At 39.0% G+C, this 21,246-nt stretch carries 24 protein-coding genes; 5 read left to right on the top strand and 19 right to left on the bottom strand.

Translation table 11 applies throughout. The features are described 5' to 3' along the window. Window positions 1–99: 99 nt before the first annotated feature. From JFU24_RS03715 to JFU24_RS03755, 9 genes are all read right to left on the bottom strand, one after another. Window positions 100–501 carry a MaoC/PaaZ C-terminal domain-containing protein gene (locus JFU24_RS03715; protein ID WP_056529601.1) on the bottom strand — a complete coding sequence of 134 codons (402 nt, stop codon included), beginning with the start codon at window positions 499–501 and terminating at the stop codon, window positions 100–102. After that, the gene (locus JFU24_RS03720) at window positions 498–950 is read right to left on the bottom strand and encodes a MaoC family dehydratase N-terminal domain-containing protein (RefSeq protein WP_056529604.1); all 453 of its coding nucleotides are present in this window, start codon (window positions 948–950) and stop codon (window positions 498–500) included. Before JFU24_RS03720 ends, JFU24_RS03715 begins: the two co-directional genes overlap by 4 nt. An 18-nt stretch (window positions 951–968) precedes the next feature. After that, window positions 969–1,733, bottom strand: coding sequence for an SDR family oxidoreductase (locus tag JFU24_RS03725; protein ID WP_190269658.1), 765 nt, complete (start codon window positions 1,731–1,733; stop codon window positions 969–971). Window positions 1,734–1,753: 20 nt separating this feature from the next. Further along, window positions 1,754–2,929 carry an acyl-CoA dehydrogenase family protein gene (locus JFU24_RS03730; RefSeq protein ID WP_201224700.1) on the bottom strand — a complete coding sequence of 392 codons (1,176 nt, stop codon included), beginning with the start codon at window positions 2,927–2,929 and terminating at the stop codon, window positions 1,754–1,756. Window positions 2,930–2,955: 26 nt separating this feature from the next. After that, window positions 2,956–4,107, bottom strand: a complete 1,152-nt coding sequence (locus JFU24_RS03735) for an acyl-CoA dehydrogenase family protein (RefSeq protein ID WP_201249528.1) — start codon at window positions 4,105–4,107, stop codon at window positions 2,956–2,958. Window positions 4,108–4,132: 25 nt separating this feature from the next. Next, window positions 4,133–5,752, bottom strand: a complete 1,620-nt coding sequence (locus tag JFU24_RS03740; RefSeq protein WP_201224704.1) for a long-chain-fatty-acid--CoA ligase — start codon at window positions 5,750–5,752, stop codon at window positions 4,133–4,135. Window positions 5,753–6,142: 390 nt separating this feature from the next. After that, entirely contained in the window at window positions 6,143–8,587 is a 2,445-nt protein-coding gene (gene parC, locus JFU24_RS03745; protein ID WP_053345887.1) for a DNA topoisomerase IV subunit A, read from the bottom strand. Beyond that, window positions 8,577–10,562 (bottom strand): DNA topoisomerase IV subunit B, encoded by a 1,986-nt coding sequence (parE, locus tag JFU24_RS03750; RefSeq protein WP_201249529.1) that lies wholly within the window; start codon window positions 10,560–10,562, stop codon window positions 8,577–8,579. The genes parC and parE overlap by 11 nt, the downstream gene beginning before the upstream one ends. 406 nt (window positions 10,563–10,968) lie before the next feature. Further along, the gene (locus JFU24_RS03755; RefSeq protein WP_201180773.1) at window positions 10,969–11,379 is read right to left on the bottom strand and encodes a CoA-binding protein; all 411 of its coding nucleotides are present in this window, start codon (window positions 11,377–11,379) and stop codon (window positions 10,969–10,971) included. A 498-nt stretch (window positions 11,380–11,877) separates the two neighbouring features. Here JFU24_RS03755 and plsY point away from each other — a divergent pair, with 498 nt between their 5' ends. Next, window positions 11,878–12,465 (top strand): glycerol-3-phosphate 1-O-acyltransferase PlsY, encoded by a 588-nt coding sequence (gene plsY / locus JFU24_RS03760; protein WP_201180774.1) that lies wholly within the window; start codon window positions 11,878–11,880, stop codon window positions 12,463–12,465. Window positions 12,466–12,803: 338 nt separating this feature from the next. Then, complete coding sequence (locus JFU24_RS03765; protein ID WP_082527609.1) at window positions 12,804–12,947, top strand: YycC family protein; 144 nt, start codon at window positions 12,804–12,806, stop codon at window positions 12,945–12,947. Between the two features lie 15 nt (window positions 12,948–12,962). On the opposite strand, the gene JFU24_RS03770 is transcribed toward JFU24_RS03765, so the two are convergent. Beyond that, window positions 12,963–13,307 (bottom strand): PadR family transcriptional regulator, encoded by a 345-nt coding sequence (locus JFU24_RS03770; protein ID WP_242485270.1) that lies wholly within the window; start codon window positions 13,305–13,307, stop codon window positions 12,963–12,965. A 194-nt stretch (window positions 13,308–13,501) separates the two neighbouring features. Next, entirely contained in the window at window positions 13,502–13,999 is a 498-nt protein-coding gene (locus JFU24_RS03775; RefSeq protein WP_201180775.1) for an NUDIX hydrolase, read from the bottom strand. Window positions 14,000–14,089: 90 nt separating this feature from the next. Here JFU24_RS03775 and JFU24_RS03780 point away from each other — a divergent pair, with 90 nt between their 5' ends. Next, on the top strand, window positions 14,090–14,386 hold the full coding sequence (locus JFU24_RS03780) for a HesB/YadR/YfhF family protein (protein WP_056526443.1): 297 nt from the start codon (window positions 14,090–14,092) through the stop codon (window positions 14,384–14,386). A gap of 43 nt (window positions 14,387–14,429) precedes the next feature. Here JFU24_RS03780 and JFU24_RS03785 read toward each other — a convergent pair whose 3' ends face one another. The 7 genes from JFU24_RS03785 to acnA all read right to left on the bottom strand — a co-directional run bounded on the left by JFU24_RS03785 (window position 14,430) and on the right by acnA (window position 19,861). Then, entirely contained in the window at window positions 14,430–14,723 is a 294-nt protein-coding gene (locus tag JFU24_RS03785; protein ID WP_201180776.1) for a hypothetical protein, read from the bottom strand. A 34-nt stretch (window positions 14,724–14,757) separates the two neighbouring features. Continuing rightward, window positions 14,758–15,180 carry an acyl-CoA thioesterase gene (locus tag JFU24_RS03790; protein ID WP_201180777.1) on the bottom strand — a complete coding sequence of 141 codons (423 nt, stop codon included), beginning with the start codon at window positions 15,178–15,180 and terminating at the stop codon, window positions 14,758–14,760. Between the two features lie 164 nt (window positions 15,181–15,344). Further along, window positions 15,345–15,596, bottom strand: a complete 252-nt coding sequence (locus JFU24_RS03795) for a small acid-soluble spore protein Tlp (protein ID WP_201180778.1) — start codon at window positions 15,594–15,596, stop codon at window positions 15,345–15,347. A gap of 78 nt (window positions 15,597–15,674) precedes the next feature. Continuing rightward, on the bottom strand, window positions 15,675–15,818 hold the full coding sequence (locus JFU24_RS03800) for an acid-soluble spore protein N (RefSeq protein WP_201180780.1): 144 nt from the start codon (window positions 15,816–15,818) through the stop codon (window positions 15,675–15,677). Between the two features lie 166 nt (window positions 15,819–15,984). After that, the gene (locus JFU24_RS03805) at window positions 15,985–16,113 is read right to left on the bottom strand and encodes an FbpB family small basic protein (protein WP_081108788.1); all 129 of its coding nucleotides are present in this window, start codon (window positions 16,111–16,113) and stop codon (window positions 15,985–15,987) included. A 281-nt stretch (window positions 16,114–16,394) separates the two neighbouring features. Continuing rightward, window positions 16,395–16,997, bottom strand: a complete 603-nt coding sequence (locus JFU24_RS03810; RefSeq protein WP_342214662.1) for a peroxiredoxin family protein — start codon at window positions 16,995–16,997, stop codon at window positions 16,395–16,397. A 152-nt stretch (window positions 16,998–17,149) separates the two neighbouring features. Next, the gene (gene acnA / locus JFU24_RS03815) at window positions 17,150–19,861 is read right to left on the bottom strand and encodes an aconitate hydratase AcnA (RefSeq protein ID WP_053345876.1); all 2,712 of its coding nucleotides are present in this window, start codon (window positions 19,859–19,861) and stop codon (window positions 17,150–17,152) included. A 385-nt stretch (window positions 19,862–20,246) separates the two neighbouring features. Between acnA and sspO the strand changes: the two genes are divergently transcribed. Further along, window positions 20,247–20,399, top strand: coding sequence for a small acid-soluble spore protein O (gene sspO, locus JFU24_RS03820; protein WP_201180781.1), 153 nt, complete (start codon window positions 20,247–20,249; stop codon window positions 20,397–20,399). Between the two features lie 127 nt (window positions 20,400–20,526). Here sspO and JFU24_RS03825 read toward each other — a convergent pair whose 3' ends face one another. Then, entirely contained in the window at window positions 20,527–20,790 is a 264-nt protein-coding gene (locus JFU24_RS03825) for a hypothetical protein (protein WP_116822025.1), read from the bottom strand. A gap of 113 nt (window positions 20,791–20,903) precedes the next feature. On the opposite strand from JFU24_RS03825, the gene JFU24_RS03830 reads away from it, so the two are divergent. Next, a complete protein-coding gene (locus tag JFU24_RS03830; protein ID WP_083450736.1) occupies window positions 20,904–21,047 on the top strand; it encodes a small acid-soluble spore protein P in 144 nt (47 codons plus the stop codon). The last annotated feature ends 199 nt before the right edge of the window (window positions 21,048–21,246 follow it).

Below are 21,246 nucleotides of genomic sequence, written 5' to 3' on the forward strand. Positions count from 1 at the left end.
TTTAGTACAATTCTGGATAGATTTCGAATCTCCTTTAATATTGTCGAATTTTAATCCTAAAAAAAGTAGTGATGAAATAAATTTCACCACTACTTTCCTTTAGTAGGTCCTAAAAATAACCTCACCACTGATCGCTTCCTTACCTGATTGGTTGATTGCTGCTACATTGAAATAATACTTATCTTCCTTTTTCTCTTTTAAATCTGCTTGAAGGGTTATAACATCATTCAAGAAAACCATACCTTTGAAACGAATCTTGTATTCTTCAATGTACCCAATTTCATATAGATTACTGAAAATCTTTGCCAGGTTTCCCATCGTCCACATTCCGTGTGCAATAATCCCAGGCAAACCAGCATTTATTGCTTCTTCATCAATCGTATGAATGGGATTAAAATCACCTGATGCCCCTGCATACTTAATGAGATCCAAACGTGTTACAGGTCCAAGCTCTATCGAATGCAACGAGTCGCCAATATGCAGTTCAGTTAATGTAGTCACTTGCTCATCACCATCCTTTTTATCGTTTCATTGATAATGACAAGTTGTTCAGCGGTAAAAACAATTTCTCCATTTGCATCTGTCCCGTAATTTTTCAAGGCTAGGAATCCCATTTCCCCTTGCTTCCCTTTTTTCTCATAGTAGTCCCTCACTTCTGTATAACAGGTAATTTCTTCTCCAACCCTCAGCGGACGGTTATAATGATATTTCTGTTCACCGTGTATCAATCCTTTATTTGGGAGGTCTAAGCCTTCAATCGTTCCAAAATCAAAAACTCTTGGAAAAGTTGGGGGCGCAATATTCGTACCATACCTCGATTGCCTACCTTTTTCTTCATCGATGAAAATCGGATGCGGGTCACCAATCGCTAACGCAAATTTTTTAACGGCTCCCCGTTCAACCAGATTTTTAACCGGTTTAGATTGTTTTCCAATACTTTCATTGAACATATCATCCCGCCTTTACTCTTAATTTTTTGGACCACCCGCAACATATAGAACTTGCCCACTAACGAAAGATGATGCTTCATCAGCGAAAAATGCAACAGCATTAGCGATGTCACTTGGCATACCGCTTCTAGCAACTGGAATACTGTTTGCCCTATCCTGGATAAATTGTTCAAAACTCACTCCCATTCGCCGTGCTGTTTCTTTCGTCATTTCGGTTTCAATAAAACCAGGTGCTACCGAATTAGCCGTTATTCCATATTTACCAAGTTCAATTGCAAGTGTTTTTGTTAACCCCTGCAACCCCGCTTTTGCCGCTGCATAATTAGCCTGACCGCGGTTACCTAGTGCCGAGGTGGAAGATATATTAATAATTCTCCCATATTTGTTTTCAACCATATACTTCTGAGCCGCACGAACCGCATTGAAGGTACCTTTTAAATGCACGTCCATTACTGTCTGCCAATCTGAATCGGTCATTTTAAATAGTAAATTATCTCGAATGACACCTGCATTATTCACGAGAATATCTAGCGAACCGAACGTATCAGCTATTTCTTTTACTGAAGCTTCTACCTCTTCTGAATCCACCACATTGGCGACCCTTGTAAAAATGGTATAGCCTTGATCCCTTAGTTCATTTCCTGTTGAGGTCAAAACTTCCTCATTTATATCTATGATAGCAACCTTTGCTCCTTCACTTGCAAATAGTTCTACGATTGCCCGTCCAATTCCCCTGCTTCCACCAGTAACTAAAGCGGTTTTCCCTGAAAATCTTCCTGTCATAATCTTTTCCTCCTAATCTATTATAAAAATTGTCCTAATTTAACATGTCCTTTAATTAAATTCCGTGAAATAATCATGCGCTGTATTTCATCGGTCCCATCATATATTCTCCAAAGTCTTGCCTCACGGTACCAGCGCTCAATTGGAAGTTCCTTCGTATAACCCATGCCCCCATGTATTTGCAACACGCGATCAACGACACGATTCCCCATATTTGCTCCATAGAGTTTAGCCATAGAAGCTAGATGACGATTGTCTTCTCCATGATCTAGTGTGTAGGCGGCATTTAACACAAGCCACCTTGCAGCTTCGATTTCAACAGCCGAGTCAGCAATCTGCCATTGAATAGCCTGGCGCTCAGCGATTGGTTTACCGAATGTGACGCGTTCTTTTGCATAATCTATAGCCATTTGCAGCAATCTTTCTGAAGAACCGACAGCACGTGCCCCCACGATCCATCTTGCAAAACCAATCCATTCAAGGCCAAGTTTATAACCGCCATGCACTTCTCCTAAAATATTTTCCTCAGGTACCCGAACATTATCGAAAACTAAACCAGCCGGTCCCCATTCTCCCATCGTGTTGATATACTCAGATTTCCAGCCCATGCTCCGATCTACGATGAAACAGGTGACCCCTTTTGTACCAGTTTCTTGATGAAGTTCTTTATCGGTAACAGCAATGACCATGACGAAATCGGCATCATTTCCACCTGTAATGAATGTTTTTTCTCCATTCAGCACCCACTCATTTCCATCTTTTATCGCAGTCATTTTAATATTTCGAGTATCGGACCCAGCTCCCGGCTCCGTCATCGCAAAACAGGATTTTTTCTCCCCATTAATCGTAGGAATCAGATACTTCTTTTTCTGTTCTTCGTTTCCATAATAAAGAATATTGTCCGCAGAACCGCCAAAGCTGAAAGGTACAAACGTTTTTGATACTTCCATCAAGACTATTGCCATCATCATCTGCCCTAAGTCGGCCCCGCCAAACTCCACCGGCGTATTAATGCCCCAGAACCCCGCTTTTTTTGCTTTTTCCTGTAATTCTATTAATTTCCCTTCAGGTAAACTAGGTTTTCCTGCTATTTCGTTGCGAAGTACTTCATTTTCCAAAGGAATTAATTCATTTTCCACGAACTTGCGTATTGTTTTTTGTACCATTTTTTGTTCATCTGATAAACGTAAATCCATTATAACCCCTCCATTTTCTCATTAAACTATTTTTGATAATTTTTCTTTAATTGTCCTGTAATGATATTTTTCTGGATTTCGGACGTTCCTTCATAAATTCTAGTAATTCGTGCATCCCGATAGAAACGTTCGACTGGATAATCCTTCATGTATCCCATCCCTCCATGAATTTGAACTGCTCTATCAGCGATCCTGTTATATACTTCCGAACCATACAGCTTCAGCATTGCCGCTTCTTTAATAATTTTCTCTTTTTGATCGACCATCCATGCAACCCGGTATGTGAATGAGCGGAGCGCTTCTACTTCCATCGCCATTTCGGCAATCATATGAGATACGGCTTGATGATCGATAATAGGAACATCGAATTGTTCACGTTCAGTAGCATAATGGATTGATAAATCAAGCAGGTATTGGCAGGATCCCAAATTTCGTGCGGCAAGTCCCGCCCGGCCATTTGCAAGGATTTTTAATGCATTGACATAGCCTTTCCCAACTTCCCCTAGTACATTTTCCACCGGAACCTCACAATCTTCAAAAACCAGTTCGGCAGAATGTGAGCCCCGAAGTCCCATTTTCCTTTCAATGCTACCAATTTGAAAACCTGGGAACCCCTTCTCTACAATGAATGACGTGATTCCTTTTGCTCCTTTTCCCTTATCCGTTACCGCCATAACAGTAAAAATATCGGCCACATCTGCATTCGTTATATAATGCTTAGTCCCATTAAGAATATACTTATCTCCTCTTTTGACAGCAGTCATTTTTAGATTCGTCGCATGAGATCCGGCAGCAGGCTCAGTTAAAGCGAATGCGCCAATTTTATTTCCGCTTGCCATATCTGGCAGGTACTTTTGCTTTTGCATTTCATTGCCCATTTCTACGATTCCGACCGTCCCTATGCCAGTATGGGCACCAATTAGAGTGGTATATCCATTATGTGTTTTACCGATTTCTTCATATAAAGCACATTTCCCTACCATCCCAATGCCTAGCCCGCCGTACTGTTCTGGGATACTGAGTCCGAATAGCCCGATTTCCTTCGATAATTTGATGATGGATTCTGGAATATGATCATCTTCCTCTATTTGCATTGAATATGGTTCAATTTCTTCTTCGATAAACTGCCGTATATTTTCTTTTAAAAGTAGGATGTCTTCATCTAAGCGAAAGTCCATTTGCATTCCCCTTTTTACCTATGAATTATTTGTTAGCGTTTTCATTCATTACCGGATAAGCAGCTTTATATTTTTCTTGAAGCTTTCGTTTTAAAATTTTACCGACCGCAGTTTTGGGAAGTTCACTTTGAAAGGTGATAACTTCCGGTACTTTAAAGGCGGCGAGCTGTTTTCGGCAGTATTCATTCAGTTCCTTTTCAGTTATCCATTCATTCGGCTTAATAACAACGGCTGCATGAACGGTTTCACCACGATATTGGTCGGGAACACCGAATACCGCTGCTTCAAGTACCTTTGGATGGCTGTAAAAAACCTCTTCAATTTCAATAGGGTAAATATTAAATCCGCCTGCGATAATCATTTCTTTCTTTCGTCCAACGATGTAAAAGAAACCATCTTCATCCATCTTTGCGATGTCACCGGTATATAGCCATCCGTTTTGAATCGCCTGCAACGTTTCTTCTGGCATGCCCCAATACCCTTTCATCACCTGAGGTCCCTTAATAACCAATTCGCCAGGTGTATCAACCAAAAGGGACGGCTCACCTGTAATACTGTCAATAATGGCGGCATCTGTATTTGGGATAGGTATACCAATACTTCCGGGTTTTTGCAGGCCTCTAACTGGATTTCGATGCGTCACTGGTGAAGCCTCAGACAAACCATATCCTTCAGCAATCATTGATCCGCTTACTTCGTTAAAACGTGACAATACATTTAGAGGCAATGGCGACGAACCCGAAGTGCATGTTTTCAAAGAATGCAAATCAAAAGGATGGGACTGGTAATATTGTAATAAAGCAATATACATCGTCGGCACAGCTGGGAAAATAGTCGGTTTGAGCTTATTAATAATATCAACTATCTCAGCCACCTCAAACCTAGGTACTATAATTAAATTACCTCCATTATAAAACGTCAGATTCATAGCAGAGGTCATACCATATACATGAAATAGAGGAGAAACGGCAAGTACCCTTTCCTTCGCCTTTTGAGTATTGATTTGTGAAGTAGCCGCGCTTTGCAAGGTGTTAGCCACGATGTTTCGATGTGTTAGCATCGCACCTTTTGAACGCCCCGTCGTTCCTCCTGTATATTGGAGGACAGCAACATCTTCATCAGGTTCAATTGGTACAGTAAAATCTTCCTCTATTATTTTCATAAGCCTTTTTGTCAGCTCACACCTGCCATTTTCCATAGACACGCTTATTGTCTTTTCAACACGTGTTTCTGGTAATATGGCTTCTACCGTGGGATAAAGTTTATCGAGCACAATGATGTGTCTTGCACCTGAGTCTTTTAGGACATGTATCAATTCGTTCGCCTTATACATTGGATTGATTTGAACAACGATCGCACCATTCAAAAGTGTTCCAAAAAAACTAATCGGATATTGAGGACAATTGGGCAGCATAAGAGCCACACGATCTCCCTTTTTAACCCCATCATCAGCAAGTATCCGGGCACATCTTTTCACTAACTGCCCAAACTCAGAATATGTATACGTTTGATCCATAAACGTAATCGCTGTTTTATCCGGATACAGTCCAACTGATTGGTAAAATAATTCTGTTAGAGATATTTCAGGTATATCAATTTCCATTGGATTTCCGGACGGGATATGCTTGTTCCAAGGTCTATCCATTAGTCCTCCCCTTTCTTCATTCAAAAAATAAAGAAGTCATGCTAATAATATGCAAGGAGTGTGCCAAAAATAAATCGTACTGGTGCATAGATTCTATCAGCATTAGAATTCATAATTGAATTATTTGTTGTTTGGATAAGATTATTAGCTTGCTAGTACAAGGATTTAAAATTGACTCAATAATTCATTTTTGATTTAAGAATATAGCCCGAAAAAATAATAATTGTAGTAGTTGCAAATAATGGGATATTATCAGGAGATTATTTGGTCGATGAACATGATACATAACCGGCACCCTACCGTTTATTTGTTTTGTTTGTTTTTCATCATAATAAACTAAATAAAAGGGATGCTGATTATTGTCAGCATCCCTTTTTATAAAAAAATTGTTTACGACTCTAAAGCAGATTCATCCTCTAAAGATATCTTCCACAATTCTTTCGCTTTTCCACTTACAGTTTCATCAAAAACAAAAGATCCATTCGTGTAACGATCATGATTTTTTAATGAAGCAGCATGGATTGTTTCAATTATGCCCTTTTCAGAAAGAATGAAAAGACTGTCGGTTTTATTGACAGTTTCAAATCCAATGACCCGATGTGGATTCGATTTCAATTCTCTCAAGACCACGACCCCGCGTTTTGCACGGCCAGTTTTTTCAAACTCGGTTAATTTCATTTTCTTGATGGCTCCGCGCTGGGTAACAATCAGAATTGATTCTTTACTATCCTTAGCTAAAACCTTGCCGCCAATAACATAGTCATCTTCTTTTAAATTAATCCCCTTAACTCCTGCTGCACGGACTCCAACGACACTTACTTCTTCTTCATCAAACCATAAACCGTAGCCATTATGAGTGACTAGGAAAAGCTCGGCCTGACCATCTGTATGATGGACATCAACCAATTCATCATCGCCCTTTAAATTGACACCAACTAGCGGTTTCGAATGCCGCTGTGCTTTATAGGAAGCTAGTTCAGTCTTTTTCACCATACCGTTTTTCGTGACGAACACTAAGAATTGCGGCAGGGTAAAGTCTTTGATTGGAATCGCTTTTATGATTTGTTCTTCTCGATCAATAGGAATGATGTTCGCGATATGCTGGCCGGTTTCCTTCCAGCGAATATCAGGAAGCTGATGAACTGGACAATAAAGGTAATTACCTTTGGAAGTAAACAGCAACAGAACGTCTGTTGTATTCATTTCCAGCCGCTGGAGCATTCGATCGGAATCTTTCATTCCAAAATCAAGCCCGCCTGATGCTGAATACGATCGTAAGGACGTCCGTTTGACATATCCTTCTTTCGTCACTGTCACCATCACGTCTTCACTCGCGATTAAGACTTCAAGATTGATTTTGATTTCTTCAATCTCTTTCTCAATTTTAGAGCGGCGTCCGTCATCAAACCCTTTTTTAATGAATCGTAATTCTTTTTTTATTACTTGAAGAAGTACCCTTTCACTGCCTAGGATTTTGGTCAATTCCTCAATTTTGCTGTTCAACTCCGCTGCCTCTTCTTCAAGAGCCGTAATATCTGTGTTTGTTAAGCGGTATAATTGTAAGGATACAATAGCTTCTGCTTGGGCTTCTGTAAAAGAAAATTTAGCGATAAGGTTATCTTTAGCATTACGTTTGTCTTTAGACGCACGGATGACAGCAATAACTTCATCTAAAATTGACAGTGCTTTCATTAAACCATCGACAATATGTGCCCGGTCATGTGCTTTTTGCAATTCATAACGAGAACGGTTTACAATTACTTCTTTACGATGATTGATATACGCATCGAGCATTTTTGGAAGGCTCATTAACGTTGGTCGTTTTTTATAAATCGCGACCATATTAAAATTGTATGCAATTTGAAGATCTGAATTTTTGTATAAATAATGCAGGACACCATTTGCATCTGCTTCTTTTTTCAGTTCAATTACAATACGTAAACCTGTACGATCAGTTTCATCACGTACTTCTGCAATGCCTTCTACTTTCCGATCAAGACGGAATTCATCCATTTTCTTAACAAGGTTCGCTTTATTGACTTCATAAGGGATTTCAGTGATGACGATTTGCTGTTTACCACCACGGATTGTTTCCACTTCAGCCAAGCCACGAATTATGATTTTCCCTTTACCTGTTTCATAGGCTTTACGGATACCTTCAATTCCTTGAATGATACCACCTGTAGGGAAATCCGGACCTTTAATGACCGTCATTAATTCTGCTACTGTTGCTTCTGGATTATCAATTCGCATTATAGCAGCATCAATGACCTCACCTAATTGATGCGGAGGGATTTCCGTTGCATAGCCTGCAGAAATTCCTGTCGAGCCGTTAACAAGTAAATTAGGGAACATCGCAGGTAATACGATAGGTTCTTCTGAGGTATCATCAAAATTCGGGACAAAATCAACAGTTCGTTTTTCAATATCACGTAACATCTCAGATGCAATTGATGAAAGCCTTGCTTCTGTATATCGCATTGCAGCAGGCGGATCTCCATCAATACTACCGTTGTTTCCGTGCATTTGGACCATGACTTTACGCAACTTCCAGTCCTGGCTCATCCGTACCATCGCCTCGTAAACCGAAGAATCTCCATGAGGGTGATAATTACCAATTACATTTCCGACTGTTTTTGCAGATTTTCTAAATCCTTTTTCCTGTGTATTTCCTTCTACATACATCGCATATAATATCCTGCGCTGTACCGGTTTTAACCCATCCCGTGCATCTGGTAGTGCTCGATCCTGAATAATATATTTACTATAACGCCCGAAACGGTCTCCAATAACCTCTTCAAGCGGCAAATCACGAAACGTTTCCTCAAATACCATCGTTATCGACCTCCTCTTCAATCGACATATTTTCATTATCTAAAATATTCGATTCTTCTTCGAGACCAAAAGCGACATTGGTTTCAATCCATTTACGGCGTGGTTCCACTTTGTCTCCCATTAACGTTGTCACACGTCTTTCTGCACGCGCACCGTCATCGATTTTCACGCGTATTAATGTTCTGGTTTCCGGGTTCATTGTCGTATCCCATAATTGATCGGCATTCATCTCACCCAGCCCTTTATAGCGCTGAATCATATAGCCTTTCCCCACCTTGTTTATCGCTCCCTGAAGTTCATCATCACTCCATGCATATTCAATGACTTCTTTCTTCCCGGTCCCTTTACTCACTTTATATAACGGCGGCAAGGCTATGAACACCTTACCTGCCTCAATTAACGGCTTCATATAGCGGTAAAAGAATGTTAGCAGCAGCACTTGGATATGGGCGCCATCCGTATCGGCATCAGTCATGATAATCACTTTATCATAATTAGTGTCCGAGGTATTAAACTCGGCCCCGACGCCTGCACCGATAGCATGGATAATCGTATTGATTTCTTCGTTTTTAAAAATATCCGCTAGTTTTGCCTTTTCTGTATTGATAACTTTACCCCGTAATGGCAGTACCGCTTGGAAACGGCGATCGCGGCCTTGTTTTGCGGATCCTCCTGCAGAGTCCCCTTCCACAAGATACAATTCATTCCGCTCAGGATTTTTAGATTGAGCTGGTGTCAATTTACCAGAAAGGATGGCATCCGACTTTTTCCGTTTCTTCCCACTTCTTGCATCTTCACGCGCTTTACGAGCAGCTTCACGTGCCTGGAATGCTTTAATTGATTTTTTCACCAGCAGTGCACTAGTAGTCGGATCTTCTTCAAAAAAGTAAGCCAAGTGCTCCGACACGATTGAATCAACAGCCGAACGGGCTTCGCTTGTTCCAAGCTTGCTCTTGGTTTGTCCTTCAAATTGCAAAAGTTCTTCAGGGATACGCACAGAAATAATTGAAGATAAGCCTTCTCGTATATCGGTACCTTCGAGGTTTTTATCTTTTTCCTTAAGCAGCCCCATTTTTCTAGCATAATCATTAAATGCCCGTGTCATAGCCGTTTTTGCGCCAATCTCATGGGTGCCGCCGTCTTTTGTACGAACATTATTTACAAAGCTTAGAATATTTTCTGAATACCCATCATTAAATTGAAAAGCCAGGTCGACTTCTATCCCATTCTGTTCTCCTTCTAAGCTAATAACACTATGAAGGGTTTCCTTTTCTTCATTTAAGTAGGCTACAAAGGCTTCAATTCCGTTTTCATAATGAAAAGTCTCATGCAGGTCATTACGTTCATCCGTCAATTCTATTTTCATGCCTTTTAAAAGAAAGGCTGATTCGCGTAGACGTTCAGAAAGGATATCATAATTAAAAGTCGTAACCGAAAAAATTTTCGGGTCTGGCTTGAAATGGATTTTCGTCCCAACTTGGTTGGTCTTTCCAATTTTCTCTAGGGTCGTTTCCGGTTTTCCTCCCTTGAAAAACCGTTGTTCATAAACAAAGCCATCCCTTTTAATCGTCACGACAAGCCATTCAGACAATGCGTTAACGACAGAGGCACCCACACCATGAAGGCCACCGCTCGTTTTATATCCGCCTTGTCCAAATTTACCGCCTGCATGAAGAATCGTCAAAATGACTTCAGGTGTTGGTTTCCCCAATTTATGCATTCCAGTGGGCATCCCACGCCCTTTATCTGTCACACTTATACTGTTATCTTTATGTATTTTCACACTAATCTGGTCTCCATATCCAGCCAAAGCCTCATCTACGGAGTTATCTACAATCTCGTACACTAAATGATGAAGTCCACGTGCATCAGTACTGCCGATATACATACCGGGACGTTTTCTGACCGCTTCAAGTCCTTCCAGTACCTGAATTGCATCATCATTGTACTCGATTGTTTTTACTTTCTTTGCCACAGAAATTCCCCTTTCCTTACTAAACACAATTTCCGGGCCAAATCATACTGCAATGAAATGACTCTCTAGCTCTTACAAAATAATTCATACGTTGATAATCATACAAAAAGTATAATACTTTCACGAACAAAGAACAAGTGTTCTATTTTTTTAGTCCCTTTTATTAGCGTTAGCACCATCCGTTAGAACTTGTTAGTTTTGTAAACGTATCTTAGCTACCGTTCTAATTGTAGCGGTAATTTTTCATTTGGCAAATACACTTTTACTATTTCGCTTAAATTATTCTTTAAAATGATCGATATGCCCCCACGTTCTCCAAATCCAGTCATAGCTAGGCATTATTGGATTTCTTCGGATGAAGCTTTCGATACCTTTAAGAAAGAGCGGAAAATCCGCTCTTTCCAATTTACTTCGTAAGGGCGTGTTCAACTTTTATACATCGATCCATGATGACAGTATAACCTTTTTCTTTTAGATAATCATAAGCTTCTTCATTTTCAACCCCAAGCTGCGCCCAAAAAATATCAGCATCGATTTCTGCGAATTCTTTTGCAATCCCCGGGAGGAATTCAGAACGGCGAAAAACATTGACGATATCAACATGTCCTTCAATATCTTTAAGTGCTTTTACGGCCTTAACGCCCAGCACTTCAGATACAGCTGGATTTACCGGGATGATTTCATATCCGCTATCCTGCATTGCTTTTGATACCATATAAGAAGTACGCTCGGGGTTATTTGATAATCCCACAACAGCAATGCGCTTCGATTTTTTTAACATCTGACCCATTTCTTCTCTGCTTGGATTTTCTATCATTTTTATCAATCCCCTTTATAATAAAATGTATTCTTACGCATAAAGTATTCCTCAACATGGATATTTTACAGAGAAAAGCTGACTATTACCATTATTAAGAAAAACAATTATACAAGAAATAACTTGCTTCGAAAAGGTAAGTCTCTCTTAACTTCCTTTATTTTCATACAGACTACCACGGATTGCATCAATTTATACACTATAGGTAACCCGCATATCTTATATTTACGAAAAAACGAATTCATAAACCTCTCCACCCTATATGAACATAAACGTATATCAAATGATGTATGTTCATCAAGGAAAAATCTTTTTTTAGAGGATTTTTTTTTGGACAGCCATACCATTTTGTCACGAAAATGTTACAATAAGAGGAGCTTATCAGGTATTTAAAGGCTGTTTTAGCTGTTCCTCCACGTCCAATATCGATAAAAGGAACATTCAGCCTGTTAACCGAGATAAAATAAGAAGATTTTTCTTTAAAGAAAGGGTCATAGAATGCTTACATTTATCACTTTACTGTCTGCCTACTTGATTGGTTCGATTCCATCCGGTCTAATAATCGGAAAAACCTTTTACAAAATCGATATTCGGGAGCATGGCAGTAAAAATCTAGGCGGGACAAATACCTTCCGGACACTTGGTGTCAAGGCAGGGCTAACCGTAACTATCATGGATATACTTAAAGGGACTCTAGCAACTTTTCTTCCGTTAATGCTAGGCGTGGAAATGAATCTATTGCTAGCCGGAGTTTTTGCAGTAATCGGTCATATGTTCCCTATTTTTGCAAACTTTAGGGGTGGGAAAGCAGTCGCAACATCGGCTGGTGTTATCCTTGCATATGAACCATTATTTTTTCTTATTGTCCTTATCATATTCTTTATATCCTTATACATATCCAAATATGTTTCACTATCTTCCATGATTGCTTGTCTACTAGCTCTCATTTACAGCTTAGTGTTTCATACCGATGATTGGGCTCTTATTATTGTAATTGGCATTTTAACGATTTTCATTTTTTACCGCCACCGTGCGAACATCAAACGAATAATCGATAAAACTGAACCAAAAGTAAAATGGTTGTAAGAGGAGGCCATTGGCTTTTTTAAACAAAAATAAAAGCCCGTCTTTACGGGCTTATTTCTATTCTAAAATTAATTGGCCATATGCTTCAGAATCCTGGCATGTCCTAACACCTTTTCCGAATAATTCCCAATTTTCTAAATCATTATGTTTTTAACAAACTTCATTGTTAATATTAAATATGTTCAGCAGTATTACGTTTCACCTTTTAATCTCCTACCTACTAGCGGAAGCAAAAGACTGACTGATTGATTCATGCAAATTGCCCTCATAAGGATTGAATAATTGAAGCATTGAGGCTACACTAGAACTAACCAAAAATCGTCTTTAGGAGAAGAGCCATGAAACCATTACAAATATCAACTGAAACTGCATTAAAGTTATCCGAATCTCTCAACATGCCATTAGAGCAAATCATGCATATGCCCACGCCCATCTTGCTGAAAAAGCTGGCTGAGGCTGAAGCCAAAGAAAAAACAAAATAGCTGCAGACATTGCAGCTATTTTTGTGTGCGATCATAGATAGGTGAAACAACCTTACCGATTACATCTTGAAAGGCGTTCCACTCTTCCCATTGAACTTGAAATTGAGCAACACCCAATTTCGTCGCATAATAGTATTTTCTTTTAGGACCTTCTAAAGAATCTCGCCAATAACTTATTAGATACTCTTTGCCTTCTAGCCTTTTTAAAGCGGGGTATAGCATACCTTCTTTATAATGCAAATAGCCATCACTTAACTGTTTAAGCTGTTCAATCATTTCATACCCATACATATCCTTTTGAGCTAATAGTGAAAGCAGCACCATCTCCGTACTCCCTTTTAGCAGCTCTGTTTTCCGCAAATCAGCTACCCCCTCTAAATTAGATGATCTATCACTATATCTTCACATTGTATAGTTTCCGAAATATTCTATTGGAACTATAAAAAGCTTGCTTAACTCACTATAATACCAATATTCCAAATATTCATCTGCTAATTTATGTTATATAGCTAAGGACATAATAAATACTTCCGTTGAATTCAAAAAAAAACCGCTCAAAGGCGGATTTTAGTTGGAGAAATACTTTTTTTCATGTTAGGCAATGGCTTCTTTTTAACGGAGAGTAAAAGATTGTTTTCATATGTACAAGCAAATTCGTATGGAGGGTCATCCAGTAAAATATCGCTTAGATAATACTTTATGTTGGGCACAACTTCATCTGCCTCCATAACCCATTGATATGGCTTCCAGGCAAGTTCTCCTTCATCGCAAGCTAGAAGTCCACCCCCGGTATCTTCGGCTCGGTATACATACATTCCTCCCGTTTGATTCCATGTCACAATCCCACGAAAGGTCAGTCCTTTTACCTTCAAACCAGTTTCTTCAATAATTTCTCGTTCCATCGACTCATCGATTGTTTCACCTGGTTCAATTTTCCCGCCTACACCATTCCATTTATGTTTATTTGGCTCTTTTTTGCGAAAAAGCATTAAGACTTCATTTTTGCCAGATTTTTTTCGAGTAATAAAACAAATATTGTATATAATCTCCATAGCGATTTCCTTTCTATAGCGCACAATATTCGCATCTGCTATATAATTACTTTATACTTAAATAGCGAACCTCTGGGAAGGAGAATTTGAATGAAACTAACAATTTCCGAACAAGCTGCTAAGTGGTATAGCGATGAGTTAGAGCTTCAGGAAGGCTCTCATTTGCGCTTTTATGTAAGATATGGAGGACATAGTTCCGTTCAAAGCGGCTTTTCATTAGGTATCATGATAGAAGAACCTGAAGCTGTGGCAGCGGCAACTACATTGAATAAGATTACTTTCTATGTGGAAGAAAAAGATATCTGGTACTTCGATGGTCACGATTTACTTATCACCTTTAATGAAAAACTAACTGAGCCAGAATTTCATTACGAAAAAAGTGCTTGATACATGCAGCAGCGGTGTAGACTGCTGTTGCAAAATTCCCTATTCAATTGACCAGCCTTTCATTAATATCCTCGGCTTTAAGAATTTCCTTTTGCCTAGCCCCCAATAGATCAAAATGAGAATAGCCATCCTTCCGGTGATGAATCCATTCTTTTTTCAGTCCGTATTTTTTGCCCCACTCTGCTAATCGTTCTAAATCATTGCACCCAACTTTTGTCACGGTCTTACAACCAGGAAAGCGATCATCGAGCCAATAATGAGTCAGAAATGCAATTTGTCCCTGATCAATTTGCTGCTTCCAGGCTACTACGTCTACCCGTTTTATCCCAAACGCCATCCTTAATTCACCTCAAATTATGTAATTACATTAGTTAATCCTGTTTTTTATTTTGCTCATAGGCCTCATGCCAATCAGGGAACATACGTTTAATAGATATAGGTCGGAAGTTGTCCTTTTTAACGCAAACATGTGAAGACTGGCCGGTTGCAGACACTTCATTTTCCCCGTTAATGATTTCATATCCATAAATGACACGCAGACCATCATATTTTTCAATCCAAGTTTTTACCTTTACTTTATCACCATAGCGGACAGGTATTTTATATGAAGCCTGGATATCCATAACAGGAGAGAGGATACCAACCGCCTCCATATCAGCATAATAAAACCCTAAATCATTGATTAATTTCGTTCTGCCAAGTTCCATCCATACAAAATAATTAGCATGGTACACTACACCCATTTGATCTGTCTCTGCATATCGAACCTCAATTTCATTTTCAGCAATCAACATCATATTTCCCCACTTTCATTTCTATTGCAATATACATTTTACCATAACTTCCGGCTAACTTTCATGTAAGCGAATCTCCTACTCTCCATTCTTTATCCATTCATCTAAAAACGAAAAATCATAAAAGAAGGGGGAGAAAGAACCTTCTTTCTCCCCCTTTCTATTTATTCTAATTGATTATCGGTTTTATAACCTCTTTCACGAGCTTGTTGTTCATCTTCTACTTCTGACATCATGCCAGCAATACTCTCTTTCCTTCGGTCGTTTTTGGCCCTTATCGCCTCTTTATCCGCTGATGAAGAGAGTGACATTGTTTCATTTGCAGCCTTTATGTTCTCTTCTGTATTCTGAATTGCATCCTGAAGTTTTTCAACATTATCCAATCTGTTGTCTTGATTGTGTTTAAATGAGCCCATTTTCTATCGCCTCAAATCATGTTATTTTTTTGTAAATAGTTTACATAATATTATTACAAGTATTTAATTAAAAGCAGTTTATTCGCCTTTTGTTTGAATAACCTGAGCATGCTTACCAGATTTGTCCTGCATTTGCTTTCCGTTATTTCCTCCTGCCGCTCTCGGCTGTGTACCAAGATGGCTTGGTCTGAAGTGTTTAGAATCTTTTTTAGGATTACCCATTTTTAATCGCCTCCTTACCTTATCATTGTTAAAAAAGCTGAAATTCATGAGTGCCAGTTTTTGAAAAGGCACTATATTTTTTAAACTAAACCGAAAAAGAGCCAGCACTTTGAAGAAAACTTCAATGTACTGGCTCTTTTTTTTCGAAAGAAAGCCCTTGCAAAGGTTATTCAGCCTTTTGCATATGTTTTTTCTCAAGTCGTTCCTCAAGTCTTTCCATTTGTTTAACGTCCATCAACAATTCTTTTTTATTTTCTTTAATCAATTCTTCAAACGTCCGTTTTCTTTTTTTCATGTTTTTCACCTACTTGTTCATAATATAATGTTCAGCATTACCCAATTAACGTAAAATTATGACTATATGGTGCGAATTCTTTCAATTGTCATAATTATCAGTTATTTATATTTATAAACACCCCTTTATATCACCCTCTATACTTTAACCCATTTTTCATAGGCAGTAACCTTATTTTTAATATTTTTTTGATTTTTCAATTAATTTATGACAAATTTGTTACATATAAGCTAAATCAATAACCACTATATAAAAAAATACGGAACCCCATAAGGATTCCGTCAATTGATGCTATTGATGTTTCGTTCCATATCTTTAAGTCGCATCGCTGAAATAACTTTATTTCTGATAATACCCTTACTGTCGATAAAGTACGTCGTCGGAATACTAAGAATTTTATAACGCTCATTTACCGGGTTTTTTGCACTCTGACTGTCTAAAGGAATGGTAAAAGTGATACCATTATCCTCAACAAATGCTCGTACATCATTTTCCGGATCAATGTTGACAGCTAGAATGACGACATCTTCTCCTGCCTGTTGCGAATATTTCTGCATATCTGGCATTTCCTTTTTACAAGGCGGGCACCACGTAGCCCAGAAGTTCAGCATTACTTTTTTCCCTTTATAGTCCGACAAATTAACCTGCTTGCCATCGAGCGTCTTTAGGGAGAAATCTGGTGCCGCTGCACCAATTTTAAGTCCGCCCAGGGAATCATTTTCAGCATTTTTATCCGGTTTATTATCCATCGCTTGCACGATTGCTATCGTAAACAGTGACAGTAAGACCACCGAGGCAATAATTTTTTTAAGCATACTCGTCCCCCTAGTCCCATTACAATATAATATTTGTTCAATTCCAGAAATAGAACAACTTACTTCCATTTCCACTAACCTCTTCCATCTTATCAATAAATGCATATTCAGAAAAGCGTTATTAATAAAAATCACTATATATTATTCCAGTATTTCATAATCTTGACACAAAAAAAGCGGCAAACCTAGCATGTAGGTTTGCCGCTTCTCAAAAGCTTAAATTAGCCTTTTAATTTATTACGTAATACCATTTGAAGGATACCACCGTGACGGTAGTAGTCGATTTCGATTTCAGAGTCGAAACGAACAAGTACATCAAATTCTTTTACGTTTCCAGCTTCATCAGTAGCTGTAACTGTTACGATATCACGTGGTTTAACTGTTTCGTCGATTTTAACAGCAATCGCTTCTTTACCAGTTAATCCTAGTGTTTCAGCGTTTTCGCCTTCTTTGAATTGAAGAGGAAGAACACCCATTAACGCAAGGTTAGAACGGTGAATACGTTCGAAGCTTTCAGCGATAACTGTTTTGATGCCAAGAAGGTTAGTACCTTTTGCAGCCCAGTCACGAGAGCTTCCCATACCGTAGTCTTTACCAGCAATAACTGCAAGACCTGTTCCATCAGCTTTGTATTTCATACAAGCATCATAGATAGCCATTACATCGCCTGTTGGCCAGTAAGTAGTGTAACCACCTTCTGTACCTGGAGCAACTTGGTTACGGATACGAATGTTAGCGAAAGTTCCACGCATCATTGCTTCATGGTTACCACGACGAGAACCGTAAGAGTTAAAGTCACGTGGTTTCACACCGTTTTCACGAAGGTAGATACCAGCTGGTGTATCTTTACCGATAGCACCTGCAGGAGAAATGTGGTCAGTTGTTACTGAGTCACCGAATTTACCTACTACGCGCAAGCCAGAAAGTGGGTTAACTGAACCTGGTTCTGGTGATAATCCTTCAAAGAATGGAGGATTTTGAATGTATGTTGATTTAGAATCGAAAGCGTAAATTGCTTCGTTGCTTGTTTGGATTTCATTCCAACGTTTGTTATCGTTGAATACTGTTTCGTATTCTTTACGGAATAATTCCGGTGTAACTGTTGCTTTAACAGCAGCGTTAACCTCTTCTTGTGATGGCCAGATATCAGCAAGATACACATCGTTGCCGTCTTTATCTTTACCAAGTGAATCATTGTTAAGATCGAAGTCCACAGTACCTGCAAGTGCATATGCCACAACCAAAGTTGGAGAAGCAAGGTAGTTTGCTTTCACTAGTGGATGAATACGACCTTCGAAGTTACGGTTACCAGAAAGTACTGAAGTTACTAGTAGATCTGCTTCAGCAACTGCTGCTTCGATTTCGTCCGCTAATGGACCTGAGTTACCGATACATGTTGTACATCCGTAACCAACTACGTTGAATCCTAATTGATCAAGGTATGGTTGAAGACCTGCATCACGAAGATAACCAGTAACAACTTTAGAACCTGGTGCTAATGATGTTTTTACATAATCCGGAACAGTCAAGCCTTTTTCAACTGCTTTTTTAGCAATAAGACCTGCTCCAAGCATTACGTATGGGTTAGAAGTATTTGTACAGCTTGTGATTGCAGCAATTGCGATCGCGCCTGTTTTCATTACCGTTTCTTTACCATCGGCAAATTTAACAGTTACTTCTTTATCTAATTCAGAATTGTCCATGCCGAAACCTTGGTTACCCATAGGTGCATTGATAGCATCATGGAAAGATTGTTTCATTTGAGAAAGTGGAATCAAATCTTGTGGGCGTTTAGGGCCTGAAAGGTTTGGTTCAATTGCTGAAAGGTCGATTTCCACAACATCATTGTAAGCTGGATCTTCGTTTTCAGGAGAGTAGAACAATCCATTTTCTTTGCAGTAAGATTCAACAACTTTAATTTGTTTTTCATCACGGCCTGTTAAGCGCATGTAATCGATGGCTTCTGCATCAACTGGGAAGAAACCAACTGTAGCACCGTATTCAGGAGCCATGTTAGCAATTGTTGCACGGTCAGCAAGTGGAAGGTATCCTACTCCAGGGCCGTAGAACTCAACAAATTTACCAACTACGCCGTGTGCACGAAGAACTTGAGTTACTTTCAATGCAAGGTCAGTAGCTGTTGTTCCTTTAGGAAGTTGACCAGTTAGTTTCACACCAACTACTTTTGGTACTGGGAAGTATGAAGGCTGTCCAAGCATACCTGCTTCTGCTTCGATACCGCCGACACCCCAACCAAGAACACCAATACCGTTGATCATTGTAGTATGTGAATCTGTACCGAATACAGAGTCAGGGAATACTTCAAAGTCGCCGTTTGGAGTTTCAACCGCATGTACTACGTTCGCAAGGTACTCAAGGTTAACTTGGTGAACGATACCAGTTGCTGGTGGAACCGCACGGTAGTTGTTGAATGATTTTTGAGCCCAGCTTAGGAACTGGTAACGCTCTGCATTACGTTCGAATTCAAGATCCATATTGGCATCAAGAGAATCAATTGTACCTGCTTTATCAACTTGTACAGAGTGGTCAATTACAAGGTCAACTGGAATTTCCGGGTTGATTTTATCAGGATCTCCACCAAGTGCAGCGAATGCATTACGTAGAGAAGCTAAATCTACAACAACTGGAACACCAGTGAAATCTTGTAGGATAACACGTGAAGGCTTGAACGGAACATCTATATCTTGTTGCTCGCTTGTTCCCCATTTAGCAAGGTTCGCAACGTGTTCTTTTGTGATTACTCTTCCGTCTACTTGGCGAAGTACTGCTTCAAGTAGGACTTTAATGGAATATGGAAGGCGTGATACTTGGCCGTCCCCTGCTTTTTCAATAGCGTCTAGGCTGTAGTAGTTGTAGCGTTCCCCTTCAATTTCAAAGGATTTACGCGCTTGGTATACGTCATTTTTCGTCATGAATATTACCCCCTATTAAACTGTCAGAACTTATTCTGCACATAAAAGTAAAACCTGGTTCACTGAAACCATGTCTACTATAAATATAAGTAAAAAAGTTAGTTTGTCGAATTTTCTCTCTGTTCTCCCACCCTAACTCTTCCTTCGACTTAATACTAATATAGAATTGAGTATAAGTAAATAACAAGAAAGTTATTGTTTTTGATAAGTTTGACTTATAGAAAAATCTCCTTTATTTATTAAAGTGCTTTTGGGAAGCCTTACTTGCATGTTGTTTTTCTAAAATGTTCTAATTATATACCTGATAAATTATTCCAATAAAACATATTAGTAATGCATACATAATCATTCACCATTATCACACTCTATGAGTGGAGGTGTCGAAATGGCAAAACAAAAGGCTAATCATGTAATACCCGGAATGAACGCTGCAAAAGCACAGGGTAATGGAGCGGGTTACCATGATGAATTAGGAAATGAACCACCGTTAACCGAGATCCAAAGGCAAAATAATAAAAAACGAAAGAAAAACCAATAATTTCCTTATTCTAGCATTAAATAGTAAAGGCTTTTTGAAAATGCAGATGAACTGCATTCTTCAAAAAGCCTATTCTATTCTAAAAACAGGGAAAAAGCGCTTCTACTAGTGCCTTCAGGTATAGAAATCAATAATCGTCTGAATTGACTTCATTTACAATTGCCTGAATATCCTGTTCAAATTGTTTTAATTGTTCTCGCTGATGCTCAGAAGCGGTGACTAAAGCTGATTGTATTTGCTGAAAGGCCTCATTTACTTCCTGCTTCACATGTTTCAATTCTGTTCCGTAATTCGGCGCCGTTTTTTCAATGGCTGAGTACATATCAGTTACTTGTTGATGGCTTTGCTGAGCTTCTTGAAAAGTCCTCCGCTTATCTTGTTTATCCTGCATTAGATTCATCTCCTTAATTAGTATCCATCCATAGCATGTACGAGGTATACAAATATATGTATATGAATAATTTTTCACCGATTGATTATCTTAAGGTGTAGGAGGGATCGCACATGAACAAAAATGATGGTAAAGATATTCGAAAAAATGCACCTAAAGGTAATAACCCAGGTCAACCTGCCCCGCTAAGCGGTTCTCATAAGGTAAAAAATAGACAGCACTCCCGTCAGAAACATAATAGCAGTCACGATATGTAAACGGTTCTGCTTATATATTCGTTCCATAACAAAAGCGGTGCCGCCTTAAAGGGTCGACATCGCTTTTGTTTACATACTTTTTCTAATTCACAGAATGACCAAATGCTGGATTCAAAATAGTCCGGACTAATCTTTTAATATTTTTTGGGTACGCATTAATTACCCAGATATATCTCTGCACTTGAGTATAAGGCTATAA

The organism is Peribacillus sp. TH27 (assembly GCF_016650915.1).
Classification (GTDB): Bacteria; Bacillota; Bacilli; order Bacillales; family DSM-1321; genus Peribacillus; species Peribacillus butanolivorans.